A 22134-nucleotide genomic window follows, 5' to 3' on the forward strand; every position below is an offset into this window, starting at 1 on the left:
CCGCAAGCAAGTTTTAGGTTTTTTGAGGTTACACAACATGAGTGAAAAAAAGATCAATTTATTGGATCTTGATCGAAAATCGATGAGAGCGCTATTCGCAGAAATGGGCGAAAAACCGTTCCGAGCCGATCAATTGATGAAATGGCTTTATCACTTTGGTGTTAGCGACTTCGAAGAAATGAACAATATTAACAAGGCACTGCGCGCTAAGTTAGCTCGAAAGTGTGAAATTGTTGCCCCTGAGATTGCTAGCTTTCAAAAGTCATCTGATGGGACCATTAAGTTTGCGATCAATGTTGGTCAAGGCCAAGAAGTCGAGACTGTTTACATCCCTGAAGAAGACCGTGCAACCCTGTGTGTATCATCACAAGTGGGCTGTGCATTGGAATGTACTTTCTGCTCAACAGGGCAGCAAGGCTTCAACCGTAACCTCTCAGTGGCTGAAATCATCGGTCAAGTATGGCGTGTATCAGAATTTTTAGGTTTCCATAAAGACACTGGCGATCGTCCAATCACTAACGTTGTTATGATGGGAATGGGTGAGCCACTATTAAACTTAGCCAATGTGATCCCTGCAATGGACATCATGTTAGATGACTTTGGTTTTAGTCTGTCTAAGCGTCGTGTGACCTTATCGACTTCAGGTGTCGTGCCTGCGTTAGACAAATTAGGTGACGTGATCGATGTGGCTTTAGCGGTGAGTATTCATGCGCCAAATGATGAGCTGCGTGATGTATTGGTGCCGGTAAACAAGAAATACCCGCTAGAAGAATTTTTAGCTGGGATTCGTCGTTACCTAGAAAAGTCCAATGCTAACCGCGGACGTGTTACAGTCGAATACGTGATGCTTGATCATATCAATGACAGTACAGATCAAGCCCATGAATTAGCCAAGCTAATGAAAGACACGCCGTGTAAGATTAACTTAATTCCGTTTAATCCTTATCCTGGTTCGCCATATGGTCGCTCTTCTAATTCTAGAATTGACCGTTTTTCTAAAGTATTAATGGAATACGGCTTAACGGTTATTGTGCGTAAAACCCGTGGTGATGATATTGATGCGGCTTGTGGACAATTAGCCGGTGATATTCGTGATCGCACTAAACGTTTAGCAAAAAAACAAATGCAACAAAATCAGATTTCGGTCACAATGGATTAACTCATTGTTTGTATAGATTAATAGGCGTTGGAATATGCATGGATTGCCAAAGTTTTTGATTGTAGTCGCGATGGCATTACCTCTAACGGGTTGTGTCACTGAGCGAACTTATAGCGGTACTGATATTCCTGTTGCCGAAAGAACCTTAGATAAGCAAGCCGCAGCTATTGAGCGAATGCAGCTGGGACTGACTTATTTAAATCGAGGCAATATTGAACAAGCTAAATTTAATTTAAATCGTGCGGTTGAATATGCACCGCAGTTAAGTTCAGTGCATATCGCGATGGCGTATTATTACCAAACGGTAGGTGATACTGTACGTACAGAGGCGGCTTACCGTAAAGCCATTGCCGCGCCAGATGCAGGTGGTGATGCGAAAAATAACTTTGGCGTGTTTCTTTGCCAGCAAGATAAATTCGCACAAGCTGAAGAAATGCTATTAGCCGCGATTGAAACCAAACAATACACTCGCACCGCTTCAAGCTACGAAAACTTAGGCGTGTGTAGTATGTCTGCAGGTGACACCGAAAAAGCCAAGGGCTATTTTGAAGATGCGCTGCGATATGATCCAAGACGACAATCAACCTTGAAAGAATTGATTGAGCTTGCGATAGTAGAAAATGATTATCAAGCCGCTAAAGCGAATTTAACGCGTCTTCACCGTGTGGCACAACAAACACCAGAAAGCTTAGCATTAGGTATTAAAATTTCCCGTGAGTTAGCGGATGATGAAGCGGTAAAACGCTACGGAATTACTTTAATTGCCAAATATCCTGCTTCAGAACAAGCGAAAGAATACAGGGCTAATTTGCATTAATGACAAATAAAATTACAGAGATAGAAACAGATAATAATCTCGAGCAAGCTGAATTACTCGAAACTGTTTCAACAGCGGGTATGCTGCTACGCACTGCCCGCGAAAAAAAGGGTGTCTCGATAGATGCTGTGGCATTACAGCTGCATTTGCGTCCCAGTGTTATTGAAGATATTGAAAATGATATTTTTGATAATATTGCTTCAGCAACCTATGCCCGCGGCTACGCTAAAAACTTTGCCAAGTACGTTGAAGCAGATGTTAATGCCGTTCAACAATGTTTAGCCCAGCAACTTCCTGATGAAACTGCTGCTATGCAAAGCTTTTCTCGCAAAACTACCCGCGAAGCCCGTGACAGCCGTCTCACCTTAGTTACTTATCTCATCGTAGCGATATTACTTGCGCTATTATTGTTGTGGTGGGTACAAAAAGACTCAATGCTAACGGGAGTTGATTTATCAAAGCCGACAGCAGAAGAAGTCGCAGCTGCTAATGTGGCGCAGCAAACACAAGACTTATTAGAGCCAGAAATCGATCCTAAACTGGCTTATCGGGAACCCGTTGCCAGCGAGGTAATCTCAGCACAAAGTCAAAACGATGACGCAGTTCAAGTGAGCAGTAATGTTCAGGAGAGTAACCGTGTTATTAAGCCAGCAACGGCGACTGACACACTTGACTCTGTTGCTGTGTCACCAGCAATAACAGCTGCAGTTGATACTGCAGTAACCACTGCTGATGTGATTGAAACTGATACTATATCGCTTAGCTTTAGTGATGATTGCTGGGTTAACATTATCGATGCCGATGGTAAAACATTGGTTGATGGCGTTAAGGGCTCAGCTAGAGTCGTTGAAGTCACCGGCAAGGCACCTTTTAAAGTGATATTGGGTGCGCCGCAAGTTGTCACCATGAGCTTTAATAATGAAAATGTCAGCCTTGCTGAGTTTTCTGACCGTGTGGCCAAGTTAACCCTGCCTAAAGCCTAGTCTTTAAAGCTTAGTGTTAACTCAATTTTGGTAAGTAGTAGAGCAACAGATTATGTATAACGAATCTCCAATCATCCGCCGTCCTTCTAGCCGCATTTATGTAGGGGATGTTCCGATCGGCGATGGTGCACCAATTGCGGTGCAATCGATGACAAATACTAAAACCACTGATGTCGACGCCACAGTTGCACAAATTTTGGCCCTTGAAAAAGTCGGTGCAGACATAGTGCGAGTCTCAGTACCAACAATGGATGCCGCTGAAGCGTTTAAGCTTATCAAGCAGCGCGTTAGTGTACCTTTAGTTGCCGATATTCATTTTGATTACCGTATCGCACTTAAAGTGGCTGAATACGGTGTTGATTGTTTGCGGATTAACCCCGGCAACATTGGTAATGAAGAACGTATTCGCAATGTAGTTGAATGTGCGCGTGATAAAAATATTCCAATTCGCATTGGTGTTAATGGCGGTTCATTAGAAAAAGATCTGATGGACAAGTATCATGAGCCAACACCAGAAGCATTGCTTGAATCAGCCATGCGTCATGTGGATATTTTAGACCGTCTAAACTTCGACCAGTTTAAAGTCAGTGTAAAAGCTTCAGACGTATTTTTAGCGGTTGAATCATACCGTTTACTCGCCAAGCAAATTAAGCAGCCATTGCATTTAGGCATTACTGAAGCAGGCGGCGCTCGTGCGGGTTCGGTTAAATCAGCAGTGGGCTTAGGCATGTTACTGGCTGAAGGTATTGGTGATACTTTACGTATCTCATTAGCGGCAGATCCAGTCGAAGAAATTAAAGTCGGTTTTGATATCTTAAAATCATTACGTATTCGCAGCCGCGGCATTAACTTTATTGCCTGTCCGTCTTGTTCACGCCAAGAGTTTGATGTGATTAACACTGTCAATGCGTTAGAAATGCGCCTTGAAGATATCACCACCCCAATGGATGTGTCGATTATCGGCTGTGTGGTCAATGGCCCAGGTGAAGCGTTAGTTTCAGATATTGGTTTAACCGGTAGCCACGGAAAAAGTGGTTATTATGATGACGGTAAACGTCAAAAAGAGCGCTTTGATAACAACAATATAGTGGATTCACTGGAAGCAAAAATTCGCGCAAAAGCAGCGATAATGCAAAACCGAATCGATATCAAAGACGCAACAGAATAAGTTAGTTTTAGATAAAAACACACTTACCAGCAGTGGTAGGTGTTTTTTTGTGTAAGGCATATGATTAATTAATTAGCTAAAAATTAGGCGAATTAAACGTGGCAAAACAGATCCAAGCAATCCGTGGAATGAACGACATTCTGCCAACTCAAAGCCCTTTATGGCAACAAGTCGAAGCGGTTATTCGCTCTACTGTTAGTGCCTATGGTTACAGTGAAATCCGTACTCCTATTGTTGAAAGTACTGATTTATTCAAGCGCTCAATTGGTGAAGTCACCGATATCGTTGAAAAAGAAATGTATACCTTTGCTGATCGCAATGAAGACAGTTTAACATTGCGCCCAGAAGGCACAGCATCGACTGTTCGTGCGGGAAATGAGCATGGTTTACTGTACAACCAAGAGCAACGTTTATGGTACATGGGACCTATGTTCCGTCATGAACGTCCTCAAAAAGGTCGTTACCGTCAATTCCACCAATTTGGTGTTGAAGTGTACGGCATTGCAAGTGCGGACATTGATGCGGAAGTATTGATGTTATCTGCAAGATTATGGGATTCATTTGGCATTAAAGACCACGTTAAACTGGAACTTAATACCTTAGGTGATCCTGCTGAACGTGCTACTTACCGTGATGCATTAATTGCATTTTTAGAGCAGCACAAAGAGCAATTAGATGAAGACTCACAGCGCCGTATGTATTCAAACCCGCTACGAGTATTGGATTCTAAATCGCCACAGGTTCAAGCCTTGCTAGCTGATGCGCCAGAGTTAATGGATTATTTAGGTGAAGAATCAAAAACACATTTTTCAACCTTATGTGAACTCTTAGACGCTGTCGGCATCCAATACACAATTAATCCTCGTCTTGTGCGTGGTTTAGATTACTATAACCGCACCGTTTTTGAGTGGGTAACGGATAGCTTAGGCTCTCAAGGAACGGTACTTGCTGGTGGTCGTTATGATGGTCTGGTTGGTCAATTGGGTGGTAAAGATACCCCTGCAGTAGGTTTTGCAATGGGACTTGAGCGTATTGTCTTACTACTGCAAACCCTTGAGCTTGATAAAGATGTCGCGCCAGTTGTCGATGTTTATGTCACGGCAATGGGCGAAAACTGCTTAGTTGAAGCAATTAAAATTGCCCAAGAGTTGCGTCAAAGCCTGCCAGCGCTTAAAGTCATGAGTCATTGTGGCGGCGGTAACTTTAAAAAGCAGATGAAACGTGCTGATAAAAGCGGTGCGCAGTACGCCCTGATCATTGGTGAAAACGAAATTGCCAATAACCAAGTTGCAATTAAGCCACTGAGAAATAAGAACGAACAACTTTTAGTTGCCCGAGAAGAGTTGGCGACTACGATAAAATCATTATTTTAATATTAGCCCTTAGCTAATAAAAAACAGAACTGAATAGAAAGGGGAAGTGCGCGTGGAAATTTATAGCACAGAAGAACAACAAGTAGATGCTATTAAGCAGTTCTGGAAAGATTACGGCAGCTCAATCATTGTGGGTGCAGTCGTAGGTCTAGGTGGATTGTACGGTTGGAATTATTATTCTGACGTTAAAGTTGAAAAATCGGAAGCTGCATCAGAAGCATTTCAACGCATTACTGCTAACAGCGACAGCAGTGCAGTACAAGCAGCTATCGCTGAGTTTGGTGCACAGCACGATCAAAAAGGTTACCAAGCTTTGCTTGAACTCATGTCAGCTAAAGCTGCTGTCGATGCAGGCGAGTTAGATAAAGCTGAAGCGGCTTTTACTAAAATCATTGCTGCAAAACCGGGTGCTGCTTTAGAGTCTTTAGCGACGTTACGTCTATCTCGCGTGCAAGCAGAGCAAGGTAACATCGGCACTGCAATTGCGACATTAGAGCAAATTACCGATGAAGCATTTAATGCTCAACGTGATGAGTTAAAAGGCGATTTACTTGTGCGTCAAGGTGACATGGATAGTGCACGTTCAGCTTACCAAGCTGCTGTTGATAACGGCGGTTCGTTAACCAGTCCTGCATTACAAATGAAGCTAGACAATTTAAACAAGGCATAAGGAATTAGCCGAATGAAGTCTTTATGCAAAACTTTGCTAGCAGCGGGCTTAAGCGTCGCATTGCTATCTGCTTGTTCTTCAAATGATAATGAAGAAGTTGTTACTGAACTAACTGAAATTCAAGCAACTGTTTTTCCAGAAGTAAACTGGCATGCCAAGGTTGGGGGCGGAGTCGGTGACTTTTATTCTCAACTTAAACCGGCTATTCGATATGACCATGTATATGTGGCCGATCGCAACGGTGAGGTCGTCGCCTTTGAAGAAGCAACAGGCAAAGTGGCTTGGCGTAAAGACTTAGCTTCAGAATTTAAACATACTGAGCTGGCGAAAACGAAAGAGGCACGCATTGCCGCAGGCGTTACCGCTGGCCGTAATAAAGTCTTTATTGGCGGCGAGTCTGGTTTATTGGTAGCATTAGATGCTCAAACCGGTGAGACCGTATGGTCAGCAGTTGCAAGCGGTGAGCTGTTATCGGCTCCAACTGTGTCTGAAGATTCAGTTGGCGTGCATACCAGTGATGGTAACTTTGAAGCATTTGATATTGATGACGGTGCTAAACTGTGGACCCATGAGATGCAACTGCCAAATCTAACGCTACGCGGCACTAGCTCAGCAGCTTATGATTCAGGTGGTTTCTTCCTTGGCACTGCTGATGGTAAAATAGCGGTTATTGTCAAAAACAATGGACAAGTGGCTTGGGAGCAGGCGGTATTTAACCCAACCGGTGGTAACGAGTTTACTCGTATGGCCGATGTGGACATGACACCGTTAATTTTGGGCGATAATTTATACGCGGTAAGTTACAATGGTAACTTAGTGTCTATGGAGCTAAGAACGGGTCGTGTTGTATGGACGCGTAAGTATTCAAGCTTCAATGAATTAGCGACAGCAGGGGTTGGACTATACTTAGTCGATGACCACAGCCGAATTTATTCAGTAGATAGACGTAACGGTCTTGAATTATGGAGTAACTCTACGTTAATGAATCGTAGTTTAACTTCACCTGCCGTTATAGGCTCTTATATTGTTGTAGGTGACTTTGAAGGTTACTTACATTTTATTGACCGCAACTCTGGCGAAGTCGCTGGACGTGTTGAGGTTGATAGTGATGGTTTATTCTCACAACCAGTAGTGGTTGGAGATAAAATTTATGTGCAAGGTCGTAGCGGCAAAATCGCGACGATTGTACTGCCATAAATTGAATAGCAAACCTTATTAGAGCCCCTGGAAGTGTGTTCCGGGGGCTTTTTATTTTAAAGTTTTTAGAGGCAAAATCATGATCCCTGTAGTGGCCCTTGTGGGGCGACCTAATGTTGGTAAGTCAACTTTATTTAATCGCCTTACTCGCACAAGAGATGCGCTTGTCGCCGATTTTCCTGGTTTAACTCGTGACCGTAAATATGGACGTGCGTTTTTAGCTGGTTATGAATTCATTGTGGTTGATACTGGTGGTATCGATGGCACTGAAGAAGGGATTGAAACTAAGATGGCTGAACAATCGCTAGCGGCGATTGAAGAAGCAGATGTGGTGCTATTTTTAACTGATGCTCGTGCAGGCTTAACAGCAGCTGATTTAGCGATTGCTGAGCATTTACGTAGCCGTGATAAAACTACCTTTGTTGTTGCTAACAAAGTTGATGGTATTGATGCTGATTCAGCCTGTGCTGAGTTTTGGTCATTAGGCTTAGGTGAAGTTTATCAAATGGCAGCTGCGCAAGGTCGCGGTGTTACCAATATGATTGAATACTCTTTAGCGCCTTATGCTGAAGCTATGGGTATTACTCGCCAAGAAGACGGTGAAGAAGTTGAAGATGTACGTGAGTACACTGAAGAAGAAGCCGAAGCTGAACAAGAGCGCCTGCAAAACTTACCGATTAAGCTTGCTATTATTGGTAAGCCTAACGTAGGTAAATCAACGCTAACTAACCGTATTTTAGGTGAAGAGCGTGTGGTTGTTTATGATGCACCAGGTACGACTCGTGACAGTATTTACATTCCAATGGAACGTGAAGGTCGTCAATACGTATTAATTGATACTGCTGGTGTGCGTCGCCGCGCGAAAGTACATGAAGTTATTGAGAAGTTTTCAGTGATTAAAACCCTGAAAGCAGTTGAAGATTCTAACGTTGTCTTGTTAGTGATCGACGCTCAAGACGGTATTACAGAGCAAGATCTTGGTTTGCTTGGTTTTGCGCTTAATGCTGGTCGTGCAATTGTACTTGCTGTGAATAAATGGGATGGTCTTGACCAAGCATTTAAAGAAAGCGTTAAAAGTGAGTTAGATCGCCGCTTAGGCTTTATCGACTTTGCCCGCATTCACTTTATTTCAGCGCTTCATGGCACAGGTGTTGGTCATTTATACGAGTCAATTGAAGAAGCCTATGACAGTGCAACGCGCCGCGTAAGTACTTCAATGCTGACCCGCGTTATGCAAATGTCACAAGATGATCATCAGCCACCATTAGTACATGGTCGCCGAGTGAAGCTTAAGTATGCCCATGCCGGTGGTTATAACCCGCCAATCGTTGTGGTACACGGTAACCAAGTAAGCAAGTTACCTGACTCATACAAGCGCTACATGATGAACTACTTCCGTCGTTCATTGAAAGTTGTGGGTACGCCAATTCAAATGCGCTTTCAAGAGGGAGCTAATCCATTTGAAGGCCGCCATGAAAAGCTAACCATTAGTCAAGAGCGTCGCCGTAAACGCGCAATGAGCCACATTAATAGCCGCAAAAAATAAATTATTTTCTGTGAGTTAAGCAAAACCTGAATGACTGCAAAGTGATTCAGGTTTTTTTATGTCTCTGATTTACTGTTGTTTGAACTGAGGTGTTTGAACCGAGGTTATTGAATGTTATTGGCTTGGTAAGGTGAAACGCTCAATGATCTAGCATAAGCGAATGTTAAGTTTTACCTCTTATAATAATCATTCACTTTCAATCGCTGAGGTTTTTATGAGTACTCACAGCCATTTCCCTGCTATCCATCGTCTTTTGCATTGGGGGCTTGCGCTGTCAATGTTGGTGATGCTGTTAACCATCTTACTGCGTTTAGGCTGGATGGAAAAAAATCATATGGCTGAGATGATCCAGCAAGGATTATTGCCGCTTGATTTAGTTATCAGTGATAAACAAGCCGTCATTATTGCTAAAAGCATTCGTAATGTGATGTTTAAGTGGCATCTTTATTTTGGCTATGCGGTGGCTGTTTTTGTGTCGCTGCGGTTTATCTACATGGCAAAATGCGGCTTACAATACCCTAGCGCACTCAGTAAACAGGCTAGCGGCCGTGAAAAATTTCAAGCTCTGATATATTGGTTATTTTATCTGGGTATTGGGTTATCGGTCAGCACAGGTTTGTTGATTGAATTTGGCCCAGAGTCCATTGAACACCAAGCTGAAACCGTGCATAAACTTGCCTTGTGGTATTTTATTCCGTTTATCAGTTTGCATTTGGCCGGAATAATACTGGCCGAATTTACCCACGATAAGGGCTTAGTCTCGAGAATCATCGGCGGGTAAACACAGTCACCAGTTGTGTTGAACTAAGCCTATTGAGCAGCGTATCAGCGGTTGTTCTAGCTATTGCTTCAAGACCGCGTCATGGCGTTAGTGCTAGCGCGGTGATTATTAGTCCTCATTAACCAACTCTTGTTCGCTATCCTATACTCGTCAGACCTTGTTAACGGGTTAATCTTTACCTATTTAACTCTCCAACTTAACACTCTGTTAAACTAACTCGTCACAATGCTTAATAAAACCTTAAGATTGAAGATTTAACTTAGATGATATTGAATCATTAAAAATTAGTCATTCATGACTCCTCAAAAATTAAAACTAACAAAGCGAGACTCCATGAAGCGATCATTACTAGCGAGTTTGTTACTCACATTGGCCTTTAGCAGCCCATTATTTGCCGCGCCCTCACTTGATCATACTGTACTCACGAAAGAGGGCACTGAAACCAGCTTGCAAGAGTTTGCTGGCAAGGTGGTGTATGTGGATTTTTGGGCATCATGGTGCGGTCCATGTCGAAAGTCTTTTCCTTGGATGAACCAGATGCAGGCCAAATACCAGCAGCAAGGCTTTGAAGTGGTTGCTATCAATCTGGATGTTGATACTGAGTTAGCCCATGAGTTCCTCACTAAAATCCCCGCTAATTTTAATTTACGCTTTAATCCAGAAGGGGATGTGGCAAGGGAGTTTGATTTACCTGGTATGCCAAGTAGCTATTTATTTAATCGCCAAGGCGAATTAGTTCAGCGTCATGTTGGTTTTTTTGACAAGAACAAGCCTGCTTACGAACATGAAATTCAACTGTTATTAAAGGAATAAGCCAATGAAAAAATCGAGTTTTAAGCAATACATTAAGCTGTTATTGGCCTTGTCTATTATCAGCAGTTTAGCAGGCTGTTCGAGTTTAGGGGTAGAGCCGTGGGAGAAGGATCAATTTGCCCGCGCTGATATGGCACTTAATAATGAAAAGTTAGATTTAGCATTGGATGACCATATTTACTTCAGTAAAGAAGGCACCAGTGGCGGACGCTCATTAGCTGGTGGAGGTTGTGGATGCAACTAACTTCGAAACTAACGCCGAAACAAAGCATCGCTAGTGCATTGGCCATGGCTAGCTGCAGTTTGTTGTCACAACAAGCTAGCGCACAAGAGCCGGTACCGGCAAACGATGATTGGAAAGTCGATGCCGCCATTATGTATTACGGTGAGCAAGACCGTGTACAAGCCGTTGAAGCTATTGGTAATGTGCAAAAAGCCTTTGGTGAAGATTCGCTGCTCGATATGAAAATCGTTGTCGACAGCTTAACCGGCGCTTCAGCTTCTGGCGCTGTAGCACAATCCATCAGCCAAACCTTTACACGACCTTCAGGTAAGGGAGAGTATACGGTCGCCCCAGGTGAAACGCCCCTTGATGATACGTTCCAAGATACCCGAGTGCAGTTAAGTGCCAATTGGCAGGAGATTTTAAATCCTGACTGGACGGTTAACTTGGGTGTTTATGGCTCTAAAGAATACGATTATTTATCATTAGGCTTAAATGCGGGTGTGGAGCGCAGTTTTAACAAAAACAACACCACTCTTGCCTTATCGGGTGCCTATACTAATGATACTGTTGATCCTGTTGGCGGTCGTCCTGTGGCATTATCAGAAATGGTATTTCGCGGTGATTATGATGGCGATGATGCCTTTCAAGCTGCATTTGACGCCACTCGATTAGACGGTGATGATACCAAGCAAACCGCTGATGTCATGCTAGGTGTGACCCAAATCTTGAATCGCAATTGGTTAATGCAAGCTAACTACGGCTTTTCAAGTGTGTCGGGTTATATGACCGATCCCTATAAAATTCTCAGTATGGTCGATGGTAATGGTGAGTCCCATGGTTATCGCTACGAAAACCGCCCAGACTCGCGCACTAAGCACAGTGTTTTCTTGTTAGCAAAAGGCGCATTGGACTCAGGGGTGATTGATTTCTCTTATCGCTACAATACTGATGACTGGGATATTCAAGCGCACACTTTAGAAACCCATTATCGCTATTACTTTACTCCAAGCTTATATGGCCAGCTGCATTTGCGTTATTACCAGCAGCAAGCTGCTGAGTTTTATCAGCCATTTTTGCGTACAGAAGCAGCATTACCTGAGTATGCCAGTGCGGATTATCGCATTGGTGACATGTCAGCATATACGGTAGGGCTTAAGTTTGGCCATCGCTTATCTGGCGGCCATGAACTGAGCTATCGTATTGAGTATTATCAGCAAAACCCTGAAAACAACGGCACAGATATCCCTGGTGAGTTAAATAATCAGGATTTATTTCCATCGGTGAAAGCAATCGTAGCTCAAATAAGCTATTCGTTTTAAATAAATAGTCTTAAGATAAATAAACGCAAAACATCAGAGTTATTGAAATTGTTAAATAAAGCCGCTGTTACATCACAAGCCGCTACATCTAAGGCCCCACAGGTCGCGACGCTTACACGTCGCCCTTGGGGCTTTTTAGGTTCATTTAGCGCCATGGCAAGTCCATGTGAAATGTTAATGCGACTAGATGATGAGAAGATTGCCCAGCAGATGTTAAATATCGCGGTGGCTGAAGCCAAACGAATAGAGCGTAAATATAGCCGTTTTTTACAAGGTAATATTGTTTGGCAACTCAATAATGCCCAAGGGCAGGCGGTTAACATTGATGCTGAAACCGCACATTTACTGCAATTTGCCCAGCAATGTTATCAATTAAGTGACGGCGCTTTTGATATCAGCGCAGGTCCTTTAATGAAGTTGTGGCGCTTTGATGGTAGCCATCAAGTGCCACCAGCTAGTGCGATTAAATCGGCATTAAAGCTAGTGGATTTTAGCGCCATTGATTTTACTGACAGCAAATTGACTATGCCTGCAGCAATGAGTTTAGATTTTGGTGGCATAGGCAAAGAGTATGCGGTGGATAGTACAGCGCAATTACTCAGCAAGCGTTGGCCTGATATCTCTGTGTTAGTTAATTTTGGTGGCGATATCGCCTGTCCCATCCTTAACCCCAATGGCTGGCAAGTGGGGATTGAAAACCCGCAGCAATTGGATAATGCCGCGGCGCTGTTAACCATACGCCAAGGCGCATTAGCCACTAGCGGCACCACTCGGCGCTACATTGAAGTGGATCAAAAACGCTATGGCCACATTATTAATCCTCGAACAGGTTATCCTGTGGAGCAAGCGCCGCTTTCAGTGACGGTATTAGGGCCAAATAGCGTTACCGCGGGAATGCTATCGACCATGGCAATGTTAAAAGGCGCTGCTGCTGAAGCCTTTTTGAGTGGGCAAGGTGTTGACTTTAAAGTGTTTAGATAAGCTTAAATCGCGCTTTAATTGCTATAAAAGCAATACATAAGAACAATATATAAGAACAATAAAGGAATAACCGATGCGGGTATTGTTAGTCGAAGACAATCAGTTATTAGCACAAGGCGTGGTTTTGAGTTTGGCTAAAGAAGGGATCCAAGTGGATCACTTATGTTCTTATAACCAAGCATTAGCGGCGCTGGATAATGAAGATTTTAGCGCCATTATTCTTGATTTAGGTTTGCCTGATGGCAATGGCGAAGATTTATTAAAGCACTGGCGTAAAGCGGGAGTATCTTTGCCGATTATTGTGCTTACAGCCAATACGGATTTTGATACTCGCTTAAACTGTTTAGACATTGGCGCAGATGATTATCTCAGTAAACCGTTTGATGTGCGGGAATTAGTTGCAAGACTGCGAGCGATTGTTCGCCGCCAACACGGCTTAGATAACAATCAATTTAGTTTCGGCGCATTGACCATCGATTTCAGTTGTTGTGAAGTGCATTTTCGAGAGCAATTAATCAATCTGCCACGGCGGGAATATCAATTGTTATTGGAGTTTGCCCAATCAGCAGGGCGAGTACTAACCCGCAGCCAGCTTGAGCAATTAACCTATGGTTGGGATGAAGTCGGCAGTAATTCCATTGAAGTGCATATTCATCATTTACGTAAAAAAATGGCCCCAGAACTGATTAAAACTGTTAGAGGCATTGGCTATATTTTAGCTGAAATTCAATAAGCATTAATGGTCAGTAGATCATAAAAGGATATTATGTTTTCGTTACGTTTCTCCCTTAGTTTATTGATGTTAGTCGGCATCTTACTGACCGTATCGGTTGCCAGTGTGCTGAGTAGCCGCGATGCCATGTACGAGATAGAAGAGCTATTTGATGCAGAAATGGTGCAAACCGCCAAAGTGCTGGATTTGTTTTATGTCAAAAGGCTTACTGCCGCCAAAGTAGCAAGCTTAATTGAGCAACCTATTCGCTTTCATGTGTCAGAGTCTGAAATAGAAACCTTTGCCGAGCAGTCTACGGTAGAAACTCTATCCTACGAGCGTAAGTTGTCATTTCAACTGTTTACCGCAGCAGGTGAGTTACTTGCATACTCCGATAATACTGGCGAGCAACCGTTAACGGATTTTAACCACGGCTATGTGTATAAGGCCGTCGGTGAGCACACTTGGCATGTGTACAGCTTGTTTTCAACGGCGCAACAGGTGTGGATTGTGACTGCACAGCGTGATGATGTGCGCCAAGAGTTGGTGGATAAAATTAACGCCAATAGCTGGCGAACGCCACTGATTATTGCGCCTATCATGTTGCTGATTATGCTATTGGTGACTTACTACTTATTTAAACCCATCAAACTACTTGAACGTCACTTAGCTTATCGCAGTGCTCAAGATCTAGCGCCAATTAATATCCACTTACCGTCAGAACTTATTTCAATTCAGCAGTCGCTTAATAGTTATTTAGCCCGTATCGCCGATATGATGATCCGCGAACGACGCTTTAGTGCTGATGCGGCCCACGAGTTAAAGACCCCCTTAGCCATCATTAAACTTCATGGTGATGGTTTAGAAAGCGTGATTAATTCATCAACCGATGAAAGCTTAAAGCAACAAGCAATACCTTACACCCAAGCCATGGGGCAGGGCATTAAGCGTATGAGTCATACTGTTGAGCAACTGTTATTACTCTCAAGGGTTGATGCCATTGAAGCGATTAATAAGGCTGAATGCGACTTACAAAGCCTAATTGATAATGTGATTAATCAGTTAGTGCATATTGTGGCCGATTATCAGTGGCAGCTTGATATTCCTAAGGGACTTACCGTTAAAGCTGATAGCTTTTATCTTGAATTAGTATTAAAAAATATTATCGAAAATGCCTGTAAATACAGCCCTAAAGAATCGGTTATTAGCATTGGTGCTGAGCAAGAAGCTAACCAATGCGTTATAAATATCATTGATCAAGGCATAGGCATGTCTGCAAGCGAAATTGATTTAGCCAAGAACCGTTTTTATCGGGTTGATGAAAATGTATCCCAAGGTGCAGGGTTAGGGTTATCCATTTGTCAGCTAATTATTATGTTGCACCAAGGTGATTTGAGTTTTCATCAAGCTAAGCCTCAAGGGCTAAAGGTCAACATTGTGTTACCCAATTAAACTAACTTATTTAATCTTGGGATAAAAAAGCCTGAGTCACAGTGAATGTGATTCAGGCTTTTTATTTATTTCAGACCCAGCTTCTAACTCAGCTTCTGGCCCAGCTTATGACTTAACTTCTGACTCAGACAAAGCGCAGTTTATTTCACTCGTTACTTATTTCACTCGCTGTTTAGACGACGAGTGATGACTGCTTGAGCGACTACCACCACGGTTGTTGTGGGATGCATTACTCGCTCTTTGCTGCGGCTTGATGCTGTGGTTTTGGGCGCTACGGTTGTTATTCACTCGCGCTGTTTGGTTATAGTGCTTGCTACTTTGCTGTTTATTAACAGTCGGTCTGCTGGTCGCTTGTCTATTAGTAACCTGCCTGTTTGTCGCTTGTCTGCTGCTCGGTTGCTTGGTCGCTTTTTGGCTTTGATTAGCCTTATTTGAACGGTTTGGCTGTGATTTATTTGCCGTTCTCAGCGCTTTATCCTGCTGGCCATTATGCATTTTATTCGTATTACTTGGTCTAGTGCTCGGTCTAGTGCTCGGTCTAGTACTGGGCTTAGTGCTGGGTCTTGAGCTATAGCTCGGCTTAGCATTATGATTATTTTTTAATGCTTTATTAACACGTTGCTGCTTTGCTATATGGCTTGGCTTAGAGTTATGCAGCTGTGCAGGCTTACCTTTATGACCAGGTTTTTGAGAATGAGCCACCTTGTGGCTTTTATTGTAACGGGCACGATCATACTTATGGCTTACTCTCGGCGCTTTATATGCAACCCCGCGGCGATGAGCAGGTTTGTGCTTCCAGCGGTGTGAGCCTTGGCTATAGGCAATCTTATGGGGCTTACGATAGTAACGAGTCTTATGATGATTAATCACCACCACGCGTCTACTTGACCAATGCACCGCGCCAAAGAAGTAGTTAAAGTTAATGTAAACACTTGGCCCCCAATAAATCGGGCGGTTCGGGCGGTAATGCACATAAGATGGATAACGCCAATATACTGGTGGGTATGCATTCCAGCGCCAGCTACCGTAAACAATTCTTGGGTCGTAATAGGGAACATAAACCACTTCCGTACGGGCAGGCTCAATAATGATCTGCTTTTCTTCACGGGTGATGGTCATGTTATCCATATCATCAAAACTATTGGCTTCATCGGCTTGATGGCGCAATGTTTGAATGCTGGCTAATACCGTTTCTTCATCTTGCAGAAATGCTTCACCTAACTCCTGAGTCCAATCAAGATCTTCATTAAGCTTTTCAAGCACAGTGGGAAAGGCCACCAATGCCATGACGCTAGGGTCCCAATCCTGTTGCTCGGCTTGCTGCATTTTCTGTTCGCTATCAAGCTGACTATTTTCTTGCTGCCAGCGATGGGCTTGTACTACCTCTAGAGGGTAGGTAGACGCAATCAGAATATGGGTTAACAAACTATCTGGATATAAGGCTATAGGAGCAAGCATTTGCGCCAGCTGCGCTTCAGACAGCTGCTCAGCATCTTGACTGTAGGCTTGATCGCTTACCAGTGTTTGTGCGCCACTGTCTGTGGCCGCGAATGCCGCAGGAGAAAGCATAATGCACACGGCAACTAGGCTTGTTCTGATGCGATTAAACGTCGTATTCATTAATATCATATCGTCTCCAACTCCTTTTTGATAAAGGCAGTTTTTGAATGTTAGATATAGGATAACGAAGTGAAAATGAACACAAGATGAAAGCAGGGAATTTATTTTGAGTGAATTAAGCGGCTAATGGTAAAAGCTAGTCATTAAATGTGATGGTGAATTTAGCGCCGCCATAAGTGTCAGATGCACCGACGCTTAATTGCCCCTGATAACTTTCGACAATATCACGCACTATGGCTAAGCCAATACCGTGACCTTGTTGGTAGGTATCGGCTCTGATGCCACGTTCAAAAATCCCTTGCTGCTGCTCAGGGCTTAGGCCTTTGCCGTCATCTTCAATGATAAAGTGTAATTGGTTATCGGTTTGAACTACGCTAAGGCAAACTTGGGCCTTAGCGGCTTTACAGGCGTTGTCTAACAGGTTGCCAAGCATTTCACTTAAGTCAGCTTCTTCACCTTTAAATAGTATGTTGGCTTGGGCTTGGTAATCGATATCAAGGTGTTGCTGTTGGTATATTTTACTTAAGGTTCTGATTAACTTGCTGGCGACATCATCCACTTTAACCCCTAAATGCCAAGGCTTATTACCGCTAGTTTTGGCTTTATTGAGCTGATAGCTAATGATGTTATTGATATTGCTGGCTTGCTCTTTGGAGTCGGCACTTAAGTCTTTTTGGCTTTGCAGCACAGCTAAGGGGGTTTTTAAACTATGGGCTAGATCGGCTAAGGCATTTTTATAACGCTGCCTTTGCTGTTGCTCGGTTTTTAATAGCACATTGAGCTGTTTTGCCACCGCGTTGAGCTCTATAGGGTAGTTTTGCTCAATGCGAGTTTGCTCACCTTGCTCGACTAACGTGAGCTCTTGAGTAAAACGGTTTAACGGTTTTAATGTCCACAGCAACCATATGGCCTGTATCAAGGCTAGTACCACCATTAACACTGCTAACCATGTCCATAGAGTGTTGCTAAACTCACTAATTTGCCTTTGAAAATCTGCGTCATCTTTAATGATATGAACCGTTATTTGCATCGGTTTGTCATCTGTTTCAAAAGAAACGGTGAAGCTATATACCACATGATTATTGGGTTCATTACTAATGTCATCATCAAAGATGATTTGAGTGAGCTTGCCTTCGCCCATGGCCGGTATTGGCAATTGAGGCAGGGTTAAGCCTAAAAATGATTCTGATGACCATACTTCATTAACGCCAGAGGGAGAATTTGAAGTGATAAGTGCATACAAACCCGAGCCGACAATATTAAATTGATTTTCCAATAAGTAATTGGGCATCACCACCTTATTGTCTTTGACTTCTGCCACTGCCAGCACCGAATACACATAGGCTTTTAACTGGTTATTAATCGATTGGGCGATTTGATGTTTAAAGGCATTATTAACCGCCGCGCCAATGAGAGGCAGTAACACCACAATTAACACTAAGCCACTGAGCATCAACCTTACTTTTAAGGAGTTAAAGAGTGCGAGTCGAGGCAAAGTTAATGGCTTTTTCATCAGAAGGTTATTTACTTAGCTGGCGTAGGCGATAACCTTGGCCACGCAAAGTTTCAATTAATTTATATTGGTTATCAGGGTCGAGCTTTTTACGTAAGCGGCGGATAAACACTTCAATGACGTTGGAGTCCAAGTCAAAATCCTGATCGTAAATATGTTCAATTAAGGTGGGTTTAGAAATCACTTCACCCTGATGCATCATAAAATATTCAAACAGTTTGAATTCAGAGCTACTTAAAATAACCGACTGCTGTAAATGCGTTAACGCTAAGGTGCGGGTATTAAGACTAAAAGGGCCATTACTGATCACCGGACTTGCTTGCCCAGCTGAGCGGCGGATTAATGCATTGAGACGGGCGACTAACTCTTCAGGCTGAAATGGTTTAGTGAGGTAATCATCTGCGCCAGAATCTAGCCCTAGCACCTTGTCTTGCCAGCCATCTCTAGCGGTTAAAATCAAAATCGGATAATCGATTTGTTTTTCACGCAGCTGGGTAATTAAGCTCAGGCCATCTATTTTAGGTAACCCCACATCGATGATAGCGGCATCATATTGATACTCAGAGGCTTGAAACAATCCGTCTTCGCCATCAGATGAAATATCAACGCTGTAATTTGCCCCTTGAAGGTGCTCAGTGAGATTGTGTTGTAAGCCTAAATCATCTTCAACTAATAATATTCTCATGCCTAGCCTCTTGAATTTAGTTGCTAAAAATTAAGCTTTGGCAACGATGGCGGTTAAAGATTAGTTTCTTGAAACTGAACCTGAACGTGCATTGACGGTGGCGTAAAACACCATGCCTTTATTTGACAGTAGTTTAACCCGATAGCCAGGAGAGCCGTTCACTGAGGTTGATTGCACCGACAGCACTTTAGCCGAGTATTGCCTTTTAGCCAGTTGCGCTGCCTGCTGTGAGCTATTAACGGCTAACTTTTTCGACTGGTTGGTTTTTTTTTGATTGGGCGCATGCTGATTGGGCGATTGATGGGCACGCTGATGGATGCCTTGTTGACTCCAATTGCCTGAAACTGGCGCAGCCTGAACTAATCCGATACTGAGAAAACTCAATATTAAGATAGTCAGGGGAATGCGTAATTTCGTTGTTACTTTGCTCATTTGCCAAGTCCAATTGAATATTTATCTTTGAAATCAGTCATCAGTGTAAAAGATCTGCTGCAATATAGAAATAGCGCTTCGCTATCAAAACTGCCTATCTCACAGCAGTAGTTTTAATCATTATCTAATGGCTTTGATGAATTCTAGCTGAACGTGTTCAGCTTATATTCATTTTCAATGCACTTAAATAGAAAGCAGGTTTCACCAAGCGCATTGAAAACAAGGATTGATTATGATGACTTTATCTATTTCAAAATGGTCGCTGACGGCAGTAGTGCTTTTATCGATGAGCGGATTTGTACACACTGCTGTCGCCTCTGAAGCGGCTGCTTTGTCAAATACGGCGGCTTTATCAACTGAAGCACAGGCAAAAGTGCGAGTGAGCAGTGAAGGGCGACAATTAACTACCTCAGAAAAGCAAAACCAAGTGAAAGTTGACCCGCAGCGCATTAACGCATTGGTAAATAATGCCAAGCTGCTTGAGCCTGCGCTAGCCGTTGAGCGTTCAGTGCGTATCAAGCAGTTATCGCAGTTATCGCAGCCATCGCAGTTATCTAAACAAACCACATCACAAGCAGCGCCTAAAAATACCTTAACCAATAATGCCATAACCAATACTGCCTCTATGATGTATGTGCAGCCGGGGCTTAGGGATTTTACGATTTATCAGGCCTACAGTCATTTATATGATGATTTTGATGAAGATGGTTTTTATCAAACTTTTACCGTGACCTTTGATGCTGATGTTTACGGCTTTAGTGTCGGCGAGCCTGCTAATGTTTATGCTGAATTGTATTTAAGCCGAAATGGCGGCCCGTGGGAGCATTATTACTCAACCGATATTTTTACCATTTATGGCGAAGCTGAAGATGACAGTTATGAGGTGCTAACCACCTTAGCCCAAGGGTATAAAACTGATTACTATGACGTACTGATTGATTTATATGAGGTGGGTTATGGGGATATTGTTGCCACCATCAGTAGTGAAGAGGCTGATAGCTTATATGCCTTGCCGTTAGAAAGTAGCGATAGAGATACGGTTTATATTGAAGAAGAAATCATTGAAACTGAAGTGATAGTCAGTGGCGGTAGTACCTCAGGTGTCATGTTAATCTTAGCTGTAGGTTTGCTAATAATGAGACGAAAAAGTATGACGTCATGAGCTTATTAACTCACCACCGCGACTCTTATTAATTAACAGCGTCGCGGTGGTTATTCATTTCTACTTCACTGTAACTTCACTATTTATTTAACTAGGGACTCAATCTCACCATGATGTAGCTGAGTAACCAGTAAGTCACCTGAGCTTACTTGGTTCGCCTGTTCAACTACCTTGCCATCACTGTCTTTAGTAATACTGTAACCACGGCTTAAGGTGGCTAACGGGCTTACGGTTTCCAGCTTATGAGCGCTGTAACTGAGTTGCTTACTGGCGTTATCAACTCGGCTTTTCATCGCTTCATTTAATCGATTACTTAGATAGGTCATTTTGTTTTGCTCAAGGGTGAGTTTGTGCACTGGCGATTGCTGCTGCAAACGGCTTTTTAATTGTTGTTGCCTCATTTGGGCGCGGGCCAGTTTGTGCAGCAACGCAGATTCAAGCTTTAACTGCATTTCATCAAAACGTTGTTCAAGCTGTTGTAGCTGCCTTTTAGGATCTTGTCTTTGCAGCTGGTGGCTTAATTCAGCAAGTTGAGTGCTTTGATGCAATATGTAATGACGGTAGGCTTGTCTTAAACGCGCAAAAGTCGCAGTCAATTTTTGGCTTTTATTGCCTTTATCATCAGATAACAACTCAGCCCCTGCCGATGGCGTCGGCGCTCTTACATCAGCAACATAGTCACTGATGGTGGTATCAATTTCATGGCCCACAGCGCTCACTACGGGCAATGCACTGTTATAAATCGCGTGGGCTAAGTCTTCATCGTTAAAACACCATAAGTCTTCCAGTGAACCACCACCGCGGGTGAGTAGTATCACATCAACCTCAAGGCGCTTATTGGCGGTAGTGATGGCATCGATAATTAATTTACTGGCAGTAGCACCTTGTACTTGAGTGGGGTAAATCACCACTTCAATGGACGGATCGCGCCGCGATAACACATGCACAACATCGCGAACCGCAGCGCCAGTGGCGGAGGTAATCACACCTATTCGTTGGATATTTTGTGGAATAGGGCGCTTAGTTTCTGTTGCAAATAAGCCTTCTGCGGCTAATTTTAGCTTAAGCGCCTCATATTGCTGTGCTAGCAATCCATCACCCGCAGGCAACATCGACTCTAATAGTAATTGATAATCGCCGCGGGGCTCGTAAACACTGATGGCGCCTTTAACTAAAACCTGTTGTCCATTAACCGGTCTAAAGGCGACTGATTGATTACGACCTTTAAACATCGCACAACGAATTTGTGAGCGACTGTCCTTTAAAGTCATATACCAATGACCTGAATTTGGGGAAACAAAGTTCGAGATTTCGGCCTCTAGCCAGACCTTACCAAGCTCTCCTTCAAGCAGCTGGCGGACTTCACCGTTTAATCGCGAAACGGAGTAAACATTATTTTTTGAGCTTTTCATCAATTTAGGCCACCCAATCGGAACTTTTGACTATTTTCCATTTACCAACCCCAATATGCAAGGTATAATCCCGCCGCAATATTTACCCTTTCTAAACCCTACACTTTCTGGGA

The 22134-nt window shown here is 43.2% G+C and carries 21 protein-coding genes; 16 read left to right on the forward strand and 5 right to left on the reverse strand.

Features of this window, described 5'->3' with window-relative positions; translation table 11 throughout:
* Window positions 1–37: 37 nt before the first annotated feature.
* The 15 genes from AB4160_RS02400 (at window position 38) to AB4160_RS02470 (ending at window position 15197) form a co-directional block, all read left to right on the forward strand.
* Window positions 38–1159, forward strand: a complete 1122-nt coding sequence (locus AB4160_RS02400; RefSeq protein ID WP_076542685.1) for a bifunctional tRNA (adenosine(37)-C2)-methyltransferase TrmG/ribosomal RNA large subunit methyltransferase RlmN — start codon at window positions 38–40, stop codon at window positions 1157–1159.
* Window positions 1160–1193: 34 nt separating this feature from the next.
* On the forward strand, window positions 1194–1976 hold the full coding sequence (gene pilW, locus AB4160_RS02405) for a type IV pilus biogenesis/stability protein PilW (protein ID WP_102477209.1): 783 nt from the start codon (window positions 1194–1196) through the stop codon (window positions 1974–1976).
* Window positions 1976–2959 (forward strand): RodZ domain-containing protein, encoded by a 984-nt coding sequence (locus tag AB4160_RS02410; RefSeq protein ID WP_102440591.1) that lies wholly within the window; start codon window positions 1976–1978, stop codon window positions 2957–2959. Before pilW ends, AB4160_RS02410 begins: the two co-directional genes overlap by 1 nt.
* Window positions 2960–3011: 52 nt before the next feature.
* Window positions 3012–4127 (forward strand): flavodoxin-dependent (E)-4-hydroxy-3-methylbut-2-enyl-diphosphate synthase, encoded by a 1116-nt coding sequence (gene ispG / locus AB4160_RS02415; RefSeq protein WP_076542693.1) that lies wholly within the window; start codon window positions 3012–3014, stop codon window positions 4125–4127.
* Window positions 4128–4225: 98 nt separating this feature from the next.
* Window positions 4226–5500, forward strand: a complete 1275-nt coding sequence (hisS, locus tag AB4160_RS02420) for a histidine--tRNA ligase (protein WP_102440590.1) — start codon at window positions 4226–4228, stop codon at window positions 5498–5500.
* 52 nt (window positions 5501–5552) lie between these two features.
* Window positions 5553–6170 carry a YfgM family protein gene (locus tag AB4160_RS02425; protein ID WP_372003500.1) on the forward strand — a complete coding sequence of 206 codons (618 nt, stop codon included), beginning with the start codon at window positions 5553–5555 and terminating at the stop codon, window positions 6168–6170.
* A 12-nt stretch (window positions 6171–6182) separates the two neighbouring features.
* The gene (gene bamB / locus AB4160_RS02430) at window positions 6183–7367 is read left to right on the forward strand and encodes an outer membrane protein assembly factor BamB (protein WP_372003502.1); all 1185 of its coding nucleotides are present in this window, start codon (window positions 6183–6185) and stop codon (window positions 7365–7367) included.
* A gap of 79 nt (window positions 7368–7446) precedes the next feature.
* Window positions 7447–8913, forward strand: coding sequence for a ribosome biogenesis GTPase Der (gene der, locus AB4160_RS02435; RefSeq protein ID WP_076542701.1), 1467 nt, complete (start codon window positions 7447–7449; stop codon window positions 8911–8913).
* 214 nt (window positions 8914–9127) lie between these two features.
* The gene (locus tag AB4160_RS02440; RefSeq protein WP_372003505.1) at window positions 9128–9694 is read left to right on the forward strand and encodes a cytochrome b/b6 domain-containing protein; all 567 of its coding nucleotides are present in this window, start codon (window positions 9128–9130) and stop codon (window positions 9692–9694) included.
* A 333-nt stretch (window positions 9695–10027) separates the two neighbouring features.
* The gene (locus AB4160_RS02445) at window positions 10028–10507 is read left to right on the forward strand and encodes a TlpA disulfide reductase family protein (protein ID WP_303413437.1); all 480 of its coding nucleotides are present in this window, start codon (window positions 10028–10030) and stop codon (window positions 10505–10507) included.
* Between the two features lie 4 nt (window positions 10508–10511).
* A complete protein-coding gene (locus AB4160_RS02450; RefSeq protein ID WP_102440587.1) occupies window positions 10512–10751 on the forward strand; it encodes a DUF4266 domain-containing protein in 240 nt (79 codons plus the stop codon).
* Window positions 10742–12052 carry a DUF3570 domain-containing protein gene (locus AB4160_RS02455; protein ID WP_102440586.1) on the forward strand — a complete coding sequence of 437 codons (1311 nt, stop codon included), beginning with the start codon at window positions 10742–10744 and terminating at the stop codon, window positions 12050–12052. The genes AB4160_RS02450 and AB4160_RS02455 overlap by 10 nt, the downstream gene beginning before the upstream one ends.
* A 153-nt stretch (window positions 12053–12205) precedes the next feature.
* Window positions 12206–13033 (forward strand): FAD:protein FMN transferase, encoded by an 828-nt coding sequence (locus tag AB4160_RS02460; protein WP_372003524.1) that lies wholly within the window; start codon window positions 12206–12208, stop codon window positions 13031–13033.
* Window positions 13034–13106: 73 nt separating this feature from the next.
* On the forward strand, window positions 13107–13766 hold the full coding sequence (locus AB4160_RS02465; protein ID WP_102440584.1) for a response regulator transcription factor: 660 nt from the start codon (window positions 13107–13109) through the stop codon (window positions 13764–13766).
* Window positions 13767–13799: 33 nt separating this feature from the next.
* Complete coding sequence (locus AB4160_RS02470) at window positions 13800–15197, forward strand: ATP-binding protein (RefSeq protein WP_372003506.1); 1398 nt, start codon at window positions 13800–13802, stop codon at window positions 15195–15197.
* Window positions 15198–15353: 156 nt separating this feature from the next.
* On the opposite strand, the gene AB4160_RS02475 is transcribed toward AB4160_RS02470, so the two are convergent.
* The 4 genes from AB4160_RS02475 to AB4160_RS02490 form a co-directional block, all read right to left on the reverse strand.
* Window positions 15354–16826, reverse strand: a complete 1473-nt coding sequence (locus tag AB4160_RS02475) for a DUF3300 domain-containing protein (RefSeq protein WP_372003508.1) — start codon at window positions 16824–16826, stop codon at window positions 15354–15356.
* Window positions 16827–16953: 127 nt separating this feature from the next.
* Window positions 16954–18330: an ATP-binding protein gene (locus AB4160_RS02480; RefSeq protein WP_102531698.1), complete on the reverse strand. Its 1377-nt coding sequence runs from the start codon at window positions 18328–18330 to the stop codon at window positions 16954–16956.
* Window positions 18331–18337: 7 nt separating this feature from the next.
* Entirely contained in the window at window positions 18338–19015 is a 678-nt protein-coding gene (locus AB4160_RS02485; RefSeq protein ID WP_102477216.1) for a response regulator transcription factor, read from the reverse strand.
* Window positions 19016–19075: 60 nt separating this feature from the next.
* Window positions 19076–19447, reverse strand: coding sequence for a PepSY domain-containing protein (locus tag AB4160_RS02490; protein WP_133126440.1), 372 nt, complete (start codon window positions 19445–19447; stop codon window positions 19076–19078).
* Window positions 19448–19679: 232 nt separating this feature from the next.
* Between AB4160_RS02490 and AB4160_RS02495 the strand changes: the two genes are divergently transcribed.
* Entirely contained in the window at window positions 19680–20609 is a 930-nt protein-coding gene (locus tag AB4160_RS02495) for a choice-of-anchor H family protein (RefSeq protein ID WP_372003510.1), read from the forward strand.
* A gap of 83 nt (window positions 20610–20692) precedes the next feature.
* Here AB4160_RS02495 and xseA read toward each other — a convergent pair whose 3' ends face one another.
* Entirely contained in the window at window positions 20693–22021 is a 1329-nt protein-coding gene (gene xseA, locus AB4160_RS02500; RefSeq protein ID WP_372003512.1) for an exodeoxyribonuclease VII large subunit, read from the reverse strand.
* Window positions 22022–22134: the final 113 nt, after the last annotated feature.

This window comes from Shewanella sp. 10N.286.51.B8 (assembly GCF_041469325.1).
In the GTDB taxonomy this organism is placed as follows: Bacteria; Pseudomonadota; Gammaproteobacteria; order Enterobacterales; family Shewanellaceae; genus Shewanella.